At 35.9% G+C, this 11,483-nt stretch carries 13 protein-coding genes; 10 read left to right on the top strand and 3 right to left on the bottom strand.

The features are described 5' to 3' along the window. Window positions 1–192 precede the first annotated feature (192 nt). Complete coding sequence (locus QA584_RS19805) at window positions 193–1,179, bottom strand: carotenoid biosynthesis protein (protein WP_278270837.1); 987 nt, start codon at window positions 1,177–1,179, stop codon at window positions 193–195. Between the two features lie 164 nt (window positions 1,180–1,343). Here QA584_RS19805 and QA584_RS19800 point away from each other — a divergent pair, with 164 nt between their 5' ends. The 5 genes from QA584_RS19800 to QA584_RS19780 all read left to right on the top strand — a co-directional run bounded on the left by QA584_RS19800 (window position 1,344) and on the right by QA584_RS19780 (window position 4,471). Next, on the top strand, window positions 1,344–1,913 hold the full coding sequence (locus QA584_RS19800; RefSeq protein ID WP_278270836.1) for a TetR/AcrR family transcriptional regulator: 570 nt from the start codon (window positions 1,344–1,346) through the stop codon (window positions 1,911–1,913). Window positions 1,914–2,064: 151 nt separating this feature from the next. Beyond that, complete coding sequence (locus tag QA584_RS19795; protein WP_278270835.1) at window positions 2,065–2,484, top strand: RrF2 family transcriptional regulator; 420 nt, start codon at window positions 2,065–2,067, stop codon at window positions 2,482–2,484. Window positions 2,485–2,610: 126 nt separating this feature from the next. Further along, entirely contained in the window at window positions 2,611–3,396 is a 786-nt protein-coding gene (locus QA584_RS19790) for an EFR1 family ferrodoxin (protein WP_278270834.1), read from the top strand. A gap of 313 nt (window positions 3,397–3,709) precedes the next feature. Next, complete coding sequence (locus tag QA584_RS19785) at window positions 3,710–4,180, top strand: MarR family winged helix-turn-helix transcriptional regulator (protein ID WP_278270833.1); 471 nt, start codon at window positions 3,710–3,712, stop codon at window positions 4,178–4,180. Between the two features lie 69 nt (window positions 4,181–4,249). Next, window positions 4,250–4,471, top strand: a complete 222-nt coding sequence (locus tag QA584_RS19780) for a hypothetical protein (protein ID WP_278270832.1) — start codon at window positions 4,250–4,252, stop codon at window positions 4,469–4,471. Between the two features lie 324 nt (window positions 4,472–4,795). On the opposite strand, the gene QA584_RS19775 is transcribed toward QA584_RS19780, so the two are convergent. Beyond that, window positions 4,796–5,506 carry an ABC transporter permease gene (locus tag QA584_RS19775; RefSeq protein WP_278270831.1) on the bottom strand — a complete coding sequence of 237 codons (711 nt, stop codon included), beginning with the start codon at window positions 5,504–5,506 and terminating at the stop codon, window positions 4,796–4,798. Beyond that, a complete protein-coding gene (locus tag QA584_RS19770) occupies window positions 5,503–6,447 on the bottom strand; it encodes an ABC transporter ATP-binding protein (protein WP_278270830.1) in 945 nt (314 codons plus the stop codon). The genes QA584_RS19775 and QA584_RS19770 overlap by 4 nt, the downstream gene beginning before the upstream one ends. A 416-nt stretch (window positions 6,448–6,863) precedes the next feature. Between QA584_RS19770 and QA584_RS19765 the strand changes: the two genes are divergently transcribed. From QA584_RS19765 to arr, 5 genes are all read left to right on the top strand, one after another. Next, complete coding sequence (locus QA584_RS19765) at window positions 6,864–7,538, top strand: response regulator transcription factor (protein WP_278270829.1); 675 nt, start codon at window positions 6,864–6,866, stop codon at window positions 7,536–7,538. After that, on the top strand, window positions 7,535–8,614 hold the full coding sequence (locus QA584_RS19760) for a HAMP domain-containing sensor histidine kinase (protein WP_278270828.1): 1,080 nt from the start codon (window positions 7,535–7,537) through the stop codon (window positions 8,612–8,614). Before QA584_RS19765 ends, QA584_RS19760 begins: the two co-directional genes overlap by 4 nt. 446 nt (window positions 8,615–9,060) lie before the next feature. Continuing rightward, entirely contained in the window at window positions 9,061–9,906 is an 846-nt protein-coding gene (locus tag QA584_RS19755) for an AraC family transcriptional regulator (protein ID WP_278270827.1), read from the top strand. Window positions 9,907–10,017: 111 nt separating this feature from the next. Continuing rightward, entirely contained in the window at window positions 10,018–10,602 is a 585-nt protein-coding gene (locus QA584_RS19750; RefSeq protein ID WP_278270826.1) for an SMI1/KNR4 family protein, read from the top strand. A 118-nt stretch (window positions 10,603–10,720) separates the two neighbouring features. Continuing rightward, window positions 10,721–11,470, top strand: a complete 750-nt coding sequence (gene arr, locus QA584_RS19745; protein WP_278270825.1) for an NAD(+)--rifampin ADP-ribosyltransferase — start codon at window positions 10,721–10,723, stop codon at window positions 11,468–11,470. Window positions 11,471–11,483 lie beyond the last annotated feature (13 nt).

Below are 11,483 nucleotides of genomic sequence, written 5' to 3'. Positions count from 1 at the left end.
TATGCAGTGGTGGTTTGTCTTCTTCAACCTTCGTTGCAATTTTGGTATAAGTGTAAGTAAAGCCAGAAATGAGGTAAGACTAATTTTCTGGCTCTACTATACCTTAAGGAATGACTAGCTAATAGGACCATTTATAACACAAATAGTCACACAGGCAGCAAGCCCTTACGGTTTGCTTAATGAAATACTCAACTATTTTGTTGGCAATACTTCCTTTCCTTTGAAAAACTTTTTATTCAAACTATAAATTCCGAACCAGCCGAGCAATAATAACACTTCTGCCAGGACAACCAGCCATAATATCTGCGTGTATCCACCAATGATGCAAAATATAGTATTAGCCAGAGGAAAACCCAGGAAAGTAAACATGACTGGAAAATCTTTTTTGTAATTCAAAGAGCTGACAAACCGACGATCCCAGAATTTAACGAAGGCTAACACTAAAACTCCCACTGTGATTATAGAAAGTGCAATCAACATTACCCATTGCATATTAGAAGTTCTGGGGAAAAATGGTGCCATAAAATTAAAGAAATTGGATAAAGGTGAAACCAAACAAATTACAGAAAGAATGGAAGCCAATATCGGATATAAATAACCAACTAGAGTACTATAGCCTTTCTTTTTATGCCACCATTCACCGATTAAAATAAAGGCGGTCCAGTATCCGGCTATATAAATCCATCCTGTAAAATTCATAACAGGTTCCCCATATATTAAAGGTTCCCCTGGAATCGGGTAAAAACTCCACCTGCCAATGGTTCCTTCCGATGTTTCAAAAATCTGTTTTACTGCAACTGGATCAAGTGAAAAGTCAAAAACCATAGCACTAAGTCCAGTAATGAATGGTTTCGTCCATGCCGGTATATTTACCGTCTTCAAAACACGTAACGTTGAGTAAACGATAAGAAACTCGATAATTGGAACAGTTAATGGTGTATTGAATACCATTAGGATACTGTGCCCATATGCGTAAAAACCTTCATTCCCCATAAGTCCCATAGATACCGCAACATTTTCAAAGGCTGCGGCGTAGAAAAAGACAAAACTTATGAATTGCATTAATACAATCTTTGGTCGTTCTTCGTAATTAATTATATAAAAAACCATTAAAGTAGCGACTACTAAAACTAAAATATCTTGAATAAGCCATACAGGAACTATTGTTATATTTCCCATTGTTTGTACCTCCAGTTAAAATTAATGTTTGTGTCGAACGTTCAAATGTATTATACTAATATAGTGTTACTTAATCAACAGGCAGTTCGATAACAGTACGTTCGATATCTTACAAAACAGATGATTGTTGTTCGTTTGTAGGATTATTTATTAAGGAGGATATTATGGCATATGAAAAAGCAGACCATCGGGTGAGATATACAAAAATGGTTATAAAAGATAGTTTACTGGAACTTATGAAAGATCGTTCGATCAGTAAAATTACAGTAACAGACATATGTAAGAAAGCAAATATTAATCGGAATACTTTTTATTCCCATTATATCAATCAGTTTGAACTTTTATCAAATATTGAAGATGAGTTATATGAAGAAATCAGACAGGTTGTGGGACATGCAATGGACCTTGAAGCCTCCGGAAAACTATCATATGAACTTTGCAAGTATATAAAAGCAAACAGCAATATATGTGAAGTATTATTTTCAGAGAATGGGGATAAAGAATTATTAGAACGTATTCTTTATATCAGCCACGATTTCAATATTGAAAAATGGAAGAAGGAAGTAAAACATATTGATCAAAAGTTATTTGATAATTGGTATACTTTTACTGCATATGGCAGTATAGCCATAATAAAAAAGTGGGTCAATAGTGGTATGAAGGAGAGCCCTAGTAAAGTTGCTGCTTTTATTGATAAGGCGACAGAAGCAATATCGAAAGATTTTTATGATTGATCGTATAGAGCAAAATTGAGTTATTGAGGTTAGTATTGATTTTTAGAATTAGTAGATAGAAATTATTTTCAGATTTTTATTATTACCCTATTGACAACTAGATAAAATAAATATATAGTATACATAGTTAGTGCAAGAGGAGGTAATTATAATGGCATATTCTACAGAGTTCTCCCGAGCAATTACAATTTGTCTCTTGATAAATCAAAAAATGGACGAATATGGATTTGAGTTTGTATCAGCAAATACAATTTCTGAATTTCTTAAAATACCTGCGCCGACAGTAGTTAGAATTTTGAGAAGTCTGAATGCGGCAGGTCTTACAGCAACAAAAGAAGGGGCAAAGGGTGGAGTACTTTTGGCTAAACCAATCGAAGAAATAACTTTATTGGATATATTCTTATCGGTTGAACATGGTTCTTTATTTAAAACAGATATTGATTTTCTAATTGAAGATTCAAGAATAGATAAATTAAAATCTCTTATATCAGGTTATATGGAGAATGCGGAAAACGCAATGAAAAAATCTCTTAAAGTAACAACCTTAGCTGATATAGCTAAATCTCTATAAAAGCTTGTATTATCTTTCATAATAACTGACAGTTGTGCTGTCAGTTAAAATTATACATTAAACTATATAAAAAAGATATATAGTTTATATATATAATAATATTATATTAGTTGGAGGTAGACTTAATTGAGAAGTGTAGTTTATTATTTTACAGGAACAGGAAATAACTTACAGGTAGCGAAGCAAATTGCTGAGGCCTTACCAAATTGCGAGCTAATATCAATGGGGAAAGGAAGACATGACAGTACTAAGGTATATGATTATATAGGTTTTGTTTATCCGACCTATGCCTTTAATTTGCCTCGGAGAGTTACACAATTTATAAACGAAATGTCGACTGAAAAAAGTAAAAATGCATATTTTTTTGCTGTGACTGGCTGTGGTAATATTAGTGGTGTTGCGTTAACTGTCCCTGCCAAAATTTTAGCAAAAAAAGGTGTGACACTTAATTTTGCAGAAGAAATTATTATGGTTGGAAATTACGTAGCGATGTATAAAATGAATGAGAGAAACACAGAAAAATATCAGGCTGCTACTAACCAAATACCTGCTTTGGTACGAAAGATAGTTTCAAAAACACAGCAACCAGCAGGTAAAGTAAATGAAGCTCTGAATTTATCAACGGCTTTCGGACAAAAAGTAATATATGCCAGAAAAGACAAAGGCTTTCGTGTATCCGCTGATTGTATTGGATGCGGAATTTGTGAGAAAGTTTGTCCGGTTAGTAATATTAAAATGCAAAATAATAAACCAAGTTTTCATCACAATTGCGAACAATGTATGGCATGTGTGCAGTGGTGTCCAAAGGAGGCTATTAATTTTAAGAATAAGACACAAAACAGAGGGCGATATACGAATCCTAGTATTAGTGTGAAAGAATTAATAGAAGGCAATAAGAACAGTCGTCAGTAAAGAAAATTTATGGATTAAAGCCTAATTGTTAACATTTCTATAGTTCAGGCACATTTTATAACATTTTAGAGTTTTTTATTGTATAAAAACATTGATGGGGCTGTTGCAAATCAAAGACTGAATTGTCTGGGAGAGAATAGGAATTATATTTTTCAAATATTTAATTCCTATTCTATGACCAGGTTTGACATACTATATAATTTGCAACAGCAGGTTTTTAAATTTTTATTACTTAATAAGCATTTAATAAAAACCTCAACACATTATGCAAAAGTGACTTGACAAAAGCGTATAGCAACCATATACTGTTGTTATGGAAAAGATTAAAAACAAAAAACATGAAATTGCATATGAATCTTTAGATTTGGCTTTTGCTTTAATGGAACTAGATAAAAAGACGCGATACTACGGAACAGATGTACCAATTTTTCACTCTGAAATTCATGTAATAAACGCGATAGCCGAACATCCCTGCATCCATGTGGGTGGTCTAGCCGATATACTAGGAGTAACCAAGGGGGCCGTTTCCGAAATTCTCAAAAAGCTGGAGAGAAAGGCTCTGGTTAAAAAGGAAGTTGATGAACTGAATTTATCTAGATATTTACTGAGTCTAACGGAAAAAGGGGAAAAAGCCAATAAAAATCATATGCATTACCATGCTATTATAAACAGCATGGTGGAAAATGAGCTGCAAAATGCTACCGAGGTGGAATTAAACTTTTTGTCAGACTTTTTATCAGCCTTAATAAGCAGGATTCAAAATTTTGATGAAAACATTATATAATAAAAATTTTGCACAAGTGTATGGCTACCATACACATTTTTCAAATAATAGAGTTAGGAGGTGCTAACCGTGAAAAAGAAAATGAGTAACCATCAAACTTTTGATAATAGTGAGGCTAAAGAACGATGGTATCAACAAAAATTCAAAATTGACCAAAGAATACTTCAATCATTTTTAAATTCTTTTTCTCAATGCTTCTGTGTTCCATTTTATCTATATGACTATTCCGTATTTCTGCAAAATGATTCGTATATTAATGAGCCTGAGGATAACGAGAATAAAAGTGTTTAAATATCGAAAAGTAATTATATCAATGTGTATGGCAACTATACACATTGTAATATAGTTGCTATACACATTCAAGTATAGTGAAAATGCAGGACTAGCAGTGAATCATAATATACATCATCATTTGGAGAAAAAACTAGTCTGTTGCCAGAATCTTCAAGAGAGTAATAGTTAAAGACCACATATAGGTTTTCTTTAAGAATTCACATCGTTCATACTCCTTGTAAATAGTAACATCTCCAGGGTCTATATGGACAACGATAGACCCTAAAGATGTGTATTAGTCACTTATATTCTATCATCTTTACATAAAAGATTGGTTTAAACCTATTGCTGTTCAGCAAACCTCCAACATGCGACTGTTCCAGCAAACCCAATAATTCCCGTTATTGCAAGTATGGCGATGCTAGTCATACTAAGAGGAACCTTAGAAATAAATAATGCCGGAATTGTCCAAGGGAAATAAGCAGCAAGACCAGCCTGGGCAACGACATTGGAAATAACCACAATCAGGAACGCAAGACCAATGGGAGCTAAATAACCCCTACTGACATTTGCCAATAGGGCACTTATCGTACTGACAACCATAGTGAGCAGGGATGCTGCCATAAAAGAAAGAAAACTATTCATGATAAGCAACCATGTCCCGCCAGTCAGACCAATCAAATTACCCATAAGGAATACGACAACAAACATGAAAAAGGCTAACAAAACATCCCAAAGAAAAATTACGATGAACTTTGAAAGAACCACATAAAGTTTAGATACTGGTTTCACCAGCAATTCACTGATTGTTTTATCTGCGTATTCCCGTCCGAAGACCCAGCATGCGGTGAATGAGAATCCAATCACCAAAAGAGCAGTGCTGGTACCGAGCAAATCAGTTAAATAAGGTTCCCAGCCGGCATCTGGGGCATTAATATAGGTGACTAAACCAAGCATAATCGGCATCGTGGCAAACGCGACAACAACAATCCAAAAAACACTTGAACGCAATACTTTAAGGGCTTCGCAATATATAAATGATATGATTTTCATTCTTGTATCCTCCTTGCACTCTGAATAACACGTAAAAAATAACCTTCCAAATCCTCGGTAACGATGTTTAGCTGTGTTGGGGGCTGTCCAAAACGAACCAGCAATTCAGCTAATCTTTCAGGTTGTTCCGTTGCAGAAACCTCGAAAAGCAATAAGCGTCCATCTGTGTTTTCCTTAAAACGATATCCATGCTCTGTGAGTATATGTTTCATGGCATTGTTATCGCGGCTATTAAGAACCAGGTGTTTTTGTAAAGACTGCTCTAAATGTGTCATTTTGATTTCCTGAATTAACCGCCCTTCATGGACGATGCCAATCCGATCCACCAGCTTCGAAAGTTCTTCCAGTTGATGACTGGATATAAAAACAGTAACTCCAAAATTCTTTGATAAATCCAAAAGCATTTGTCGGATTTCTACAACACCGGCGGGATCAAGACCATTAATTGGTTCATCCAAAATTAATATTTTCGGATTGTGAATCATTGCTTTCGCTAACCCCAGCCTTTGTTTGTTTCCCAGAGAAAGATTTTTTGCTTTCTTATTCTTATGTGGTTCTAAACCTAGCTTTTGTATCACTTTGGTAATGGATTGGCGGTCAGAAATCATTTGCAGCCTTCGGGCAAGGTCTAAATTTTCTATTACGGTAAGTCCTGGATAATAAGTAGCATCCTCCAAATATCCAACTTGCTCCCACAGCTTGTGAGTTCCGGAATCAACTTTATTCCCCAGCATATAGATACTGCCGGACGAGGGTTTTAACAATGACAACATCATTTTAATTGTGGTTGATTTGCCAGCTCCATTCAAACCAAGAAACCCGAATATTTCACCACCATTTACTTCAAGTGATAGATCGCTGACCGCACGATAATCACCAAAATTTTTTGTGAGACCATCCAACTGTATTGCAGCAGAGCCGTCACTACGTAATTTTTCCATTTTAACCTCTATTCTTGCGCACGCTCTTTGCACATACCAAGTTTGTGGTGCGCAAGCACAAACTTGCGGTTGAATAATTTATTTTCAACCTATACACTCCTTTGTGAAGTTCTTTAAGCGTCGGTTACTTAAGTTAACGCTATATTGTACTTTAATTATAAAACATCAACTGAACCTCAATTTTCACTTAAAATTTCGTTGATGTTCAGTTTACTTTATAAGTGATATAATATATTTAGTAATTGCGAAACTTTTTAGTTTTCTGAATATACCATACAATTAATACGAATTTCATAGCTTCAGTTGCCCTCTGGGCAAGATTCAGCTCTGAAATTGTATTAATTGCATGGTACATAGATACAATAGTAGAGTTTCGCAATTACCAAATATATTAAATGTAACTGAGGTGACCTGTAGTGTTTGATATTTTAATTGTTGAAGATGATAGAAATACCCAGAAACTAATGTGCGCTGTTCTAAAGCGCGGCGGATATAACACATATATTGCAAAAGATGGTCTGGAAGCACTTGAGAGGATGGAAACACAGCGATTTGATTTGATTGTTTTGGATTTGATGATGCCTCGCATGGATGGAAATGAATTTTGCCAGCAACTGCGGGAGGTGGGAGAGAATATTCCAATACTGATGGTAACCGCCAATCAGGAGATGAAAGACAAGCATAAGGGTTTTCTCGCCGGAACGGATGATTATATGACAAAACCTTTTGATGAACAAGAAATGCTATTGCGGGTAAAGGCCCTTTTACGCCGGGCACAAATTGCCAGTGAACACAGAATTGTCATGGGTGAAACCACAGCGGATTACAATACACTTTCTGTTTCCTGGAAAAGGGAACAACATACTTTACCAAAGAAAGAATTCCAGCTTTTATTTAAGCTTATGAGTTATCCTAATATGATTTTCACCCGCAATCAACTAATGGATGAATTTTGGGGATTGGAGACTGAAACAGACGAGCATACTTTGAATGTTCATATAAATAGATTACGGGATAAATTTAGAGATAACCCCGATTTTGAGATAGTGACTGTGCGCGGTCTGGGGTATAAAATCAGGAGGCGCTTATGAAGCAAAGTAAAAAGGGGCATCCAAGGATTAGTCTTGCGGTTTCCCTGGTGGCCTTGGTTTTTCTCGTTATGCTCTTGTCCATTTTATCAGCTGGCTTGATTGCTTATTTGCTAATCAAACTAGGCATTCTGGATTTAGAAGGTACCGCAAGTCCAATCCGGGCAATCTCCATAATGGTATATATCAGTATTTTTTGTGGTGTAGTAATAGCAACCTTATTAAGCCGGCGCTCGGTTAAGCCAATACGGAACATGATGAAAGCCACGGAAAAGGTATCTCAGGGTAATTTCTCGGTTATGGTAAACGGCAGTTTTGTCTTTGAATTGGATGCCCTTGCAGGAAGTTTCAATAAGATGGTTCAGGAGTTAAAAGGTATCGAAACCCTGCGAAACGACTTTGTAAGAAACTTTTCTCACGAGTTCAAAACTCCCATTACTTCCATTAGTGGATTTGCCAAACTATTGCAGGCGGGTGATATCAGTGATGAGGAAAAGCAGGAGTACTTAAATATAATTGTCCAGGAATCCGAGCGGCTGGTTCATCTATCCACGAACGTTCTTAATCTTTCCAAAATAGAAAGCACGGAGATCGTTCGTGAAAAAACAATCTACTGTTTAGATGAACAAATCAGACTGGCGATTGTTATGTTAGAACCAAAGTGGAGTGATAAAAATCTTCACATTGACGTTAGTCTTGAAGATGGAATTGAAATACTTGGTGAAAAAAATCTAATCCAGCAGATTTGGATTAATCTTCTTGATAATTCCATTAAGTTTACGAAAGCAGGTGGAGTAATAAAAGTAGACTTATGGCAAAGCGGACATATGGCAATCTTTCGGCTTGAAGATAACGGATGCGGAATGAATGATGAAACCATACGTCATATATTTGACAAATTCTTTCAGGGAGACACCTCCCACTCAGTAGCCGGAAATGGATTGGGTTTGACTTTAGTTAAGAAAATTACTGAATTATGTGAAGGAACCATTGAAGTACAAAGCGAGCTTGGGAATGGTAGTGTTTTTATTGTGAAATTGCCTTTAGGTCTGGCTCCTAAAACCGATAATTATCGGTAATAAAAGACAATTTCACTGATATAAGACCATTTGTCTATTGAAAGCTTGGTTTTATGAGGTTACTCAGTATTGTTTGCAATATGAACTTGTTTTTTAGCAGAAGAATAAGCAATCGGCGATAACGCTGGTTGCTTTTCTTTGTTTATATTGACTAAATATAGTAATAGTTTAAAGAGTTAATGCAGAGAAAAAGGATTTATGTATTATAATTGTAAAACAAGTTAAATTATGGTAGCTTTATAAAGCAAATGTTATTATAATGATTATAAGTCACACAGGAGTATATAAGATTAGTGGCAATAATGAGAAAATATTTAGTAAATAGTAAAGTAACCTTTGAAAAAATATAAAAGAAGTATTGTTTTACAACCCTGCATTTTTAGGCATGGTTTGCAGGGCATATAATAAGTATCCTCTATATAATAATTTGTGAAAGGGAGAGGTATATGGATTGGCTTAGCAGATTTAATCTGGCAATAGATTATATTGAGGATAACCTTGATGGTAAAATTGAATATTCCGTAGTTGCACGGACAGCCTACTGTTCCGAGTTTCATTTTTCCAGGATGTTTTCCTCTTTAACAGGAATCTCATTGTCAGAGTACATTCGTCGCAGACGCCTTACAAAAGCAGCTTTTGATATTCAGACAAGTAATACCAAAATCATTGATATCGCCTTGAAATATGGTTATGACTCGTCTGATGCTTTTACAAGGGCATTTAAGAAATTACATGGTATCACACCGAATGCAGCCAGAGAGAATAGTGTACAGTTAAAGGCCTTCTCGCGTATCTCCCTTCAAATTAAAATAAAAGGAGATATTGAAATGGAGTATCGTATTGAAAAAATTGATTTTGTTCTACGTTTTGTTGGAGTTCGGCAGTGTGTAAAAACTTCTCGTGCCTTCAAAGAGATACCCGCATTGTGGAGCAAATCAAAAAAGGATGGTTACAAACAAGCACTGATTGACATGTCTTGGGTAAATCCAAAATGCAAGCTGGAAAGCCTTGTGGGTATTTGCGGTAAAGAAGCGGCTATTATGGAGGATGAATTTGATTACTTCATGGGAGTGCGATATGACAATGAGGTACCGGCTGGGATGGAAGAGCTAATCATACAACCTAGCTTATATGCTGTATTCCCTAATATTGTTGATGCCTGGAAAAGGCTATATTCTGAATGGCTTCCAGCATCAGGTTATGAACTGGCTAATCAGCCTTGTATTGAACACTTTCTAGGACCAGGTCATAAAATCAAACATGAGCTGTGGGTACCAATTATAGAAAAATAGATCAATGTGTATCGTAGACAAGACATGAGCTATGAGTGAAAAACAGACCTTTGAAGTATATTCTTAGGTCTGGATTTTTTTAAAAATTCTGGTATTTAGGAGGATTACGAAATGATAGAGGTGGTAGAAAGATTTTTAACTGGGTTAAAAGGAGCATTACGACCTGGTGAGAGACTGGAATTAGAAGTAGCGACAGGTGCTGCGATAGAGGATATTAACGAGTTGAAATTAAAATATCCCAAAATCCCTCAAGCACTGATTGACCTGCTTATAAATATTGACGGCACCTATTGGAGACAATATGGAGAGAAGAAAATTGCAGTTTGTATCTTAGGCTCGGATGTGGATGAAGGTAGATATCCTTATTATTTGATGTCGGCACAGCAGATACTGGAAAGTTCACAAGAAGATGAGGATGTTTCTTATGTTTTGTATGAAGATGAAGATGCGGTAGATCTAAAGATTATGCCTGAGGGGCTTCTTAAGGGAAACTATATCCATTTTGCTGACTGTATGAACAATGGTGGGTCATCAAGATTATATATCGATTTTAACCCATCGGAGGAAGGGGTTTGCGGTCAAATTATCCGATTTTTGCATGATCCGGATGAATTTAAAGTAATCGCGGATAGCTTTGATGAATATTTAAAGGATTTAATCGATCATGGATATGCTTATTTGTCGGATATGGATTGAAGATTGAGCTTGGCGATTCCAATCTGCATTCTGGCGATTTTGCTCTGCCATCAGTATTCTTGTGGTGTTGTGTATTGATATCGATAGGGAATTTTTAATAATTTGGAGGTAGAATTAGATGAGTACAAAATTTGATCCCAATAACAATGTTATAAAACTCTGTGTAATAGGAATGAGTTTAGAAGATAGTGGGAACGCAGAAGAAGCAGGTACGATGTTTCAGAAAGCCTGGAATGAAGCAACAGATGACTATGAAAAATTTATTGCAGCTTATCATTTAGCTCGTCAAGAAACGAATATTACAGACAAATTAAAATGGATGGAAACATCTTTACAATGCGCGCTGAATATAAATGATGATAATGTAAAGAGTGCGTACTCAACCTTATATGTAAACATTTCAAAGTGTTATGAGGAGTTGGGTGACTCCGATCATGCAAAAAGAAATTATGAATTATCGGAATCCTACAAAGGGGCACCTACTGATAAAGGACCGTTTTATCATGGGACTAAGGCAGATTTAAAAGTTGGTGATTTACTGACAGCGGGAGGAATTTCAAATTATAAACCGGAGCTCCAAATGAATCACATTTATTTCACAGCCAATACCAATGGTGCAGGACTTGCTGCTGCGTTAGCGAAGGGAGAAGGCAGAGAACGCGTTTATATAATAGAGCCAACAGGTGAATTTGAAAACGACCCTAATGTAACCGATAAAAAATTTCCAGGCAACTTAACACGTTCTTATCGCTCAAAAGAACCTTTAAGAATTGTTGGTGAGGAAACCGAGTGGGCGAAGCTGACAACTGCACAACGAAGCAAGTGGCGTGAAGATCTGGCAAAAAGCAAGGGTGAAATTATCAACTGAATCTGTTTCAATT

The sequence above is a fragment of the Anaerocolumna sp. AGMB13025 genome, from assembly GCF_029689925.1.
In the GTDB taxonomy this organism is placed as follows: Bacteria; Bacillota; Clostridia; order Lachnospirales; family Lachnospiraceae; genus Anaerocolumna.
This window is presented reverse-complemented; position numbering and strand designations above follow the sequence as displayed.

Excerpts from the sequence above, each read along its gene's own strand:
- QA584_RS19805 (WP_278270837.1), bottom strand. The coding sequence starts at position 1,179 with ATGGGAAATATAACAATAGTTCCTGTATGGCTTATTCAAGATATTTTA.
- QA584_RS19800 (WP_278270836.1), top strand. The coding sequence starts at position 1,344 with ATGGCATATGAAAAAGCAGACCATCGGGTGAGATATACAAAAATGGTT.
- QA584_RS19795 (WP_278270835.1), top strand. The coding sequence starts at position 2,065 with ATGGCATATTCTACAGAGTTCTCCCGAGCAATTACAATTTGTCTCTTG.
- QA584_RS19785 (WP_278270833.1), top strand. The coding sequence starts at position 3,710 with ATGGAAAAGATTAAAAACAAAAAACATGAAATTGCATATGAATCTTTA.
- QA584_RS19775 (WP_278270831.1), bottom strand. The coding sequence starts at position 5,506 with ATGAAAATCATATCATTTATATATTGCGAAGCCCTTAAAGTATTGCGT.
- QA584_RS19770 (WP_278270830.1), bottom strand. The coding sequence starts at position 6,447 with ATGGAAAAATTACGTAGTGACGGCTCTGCTGCAATACAGTTGGATGGT.
- QA584_RS19760 (WP_278270828.1), top strand. The coding sequence starts at position 7,535 with ATGAAGCAAAGTAAAAAGGGGCATCCAAGGATTAGTCTTGCGGTTTCC.
- QA584_RS19755 (WP_278270827.1), top strand. The coding sequence starts at position 9,061 with ATGGATTGGCTTAGCAGATTTAATCTGGCAATAGATTATATTGAGGAT.
- QA584_RS19750 (WP_278270826.1), top strand. The coding sequence starts at position 10,018 with ATGATAGAGGTGGTAGAAAGATTTTTAACTGGGTTAAAAGGAGCATTA.
- arr (WP_278270825.1), top strand. The coding sequence starts at position 10,721 with ATGAGTACAAAATTTGATCCCAATAACAATGTTATAAAACTCTGTGTA.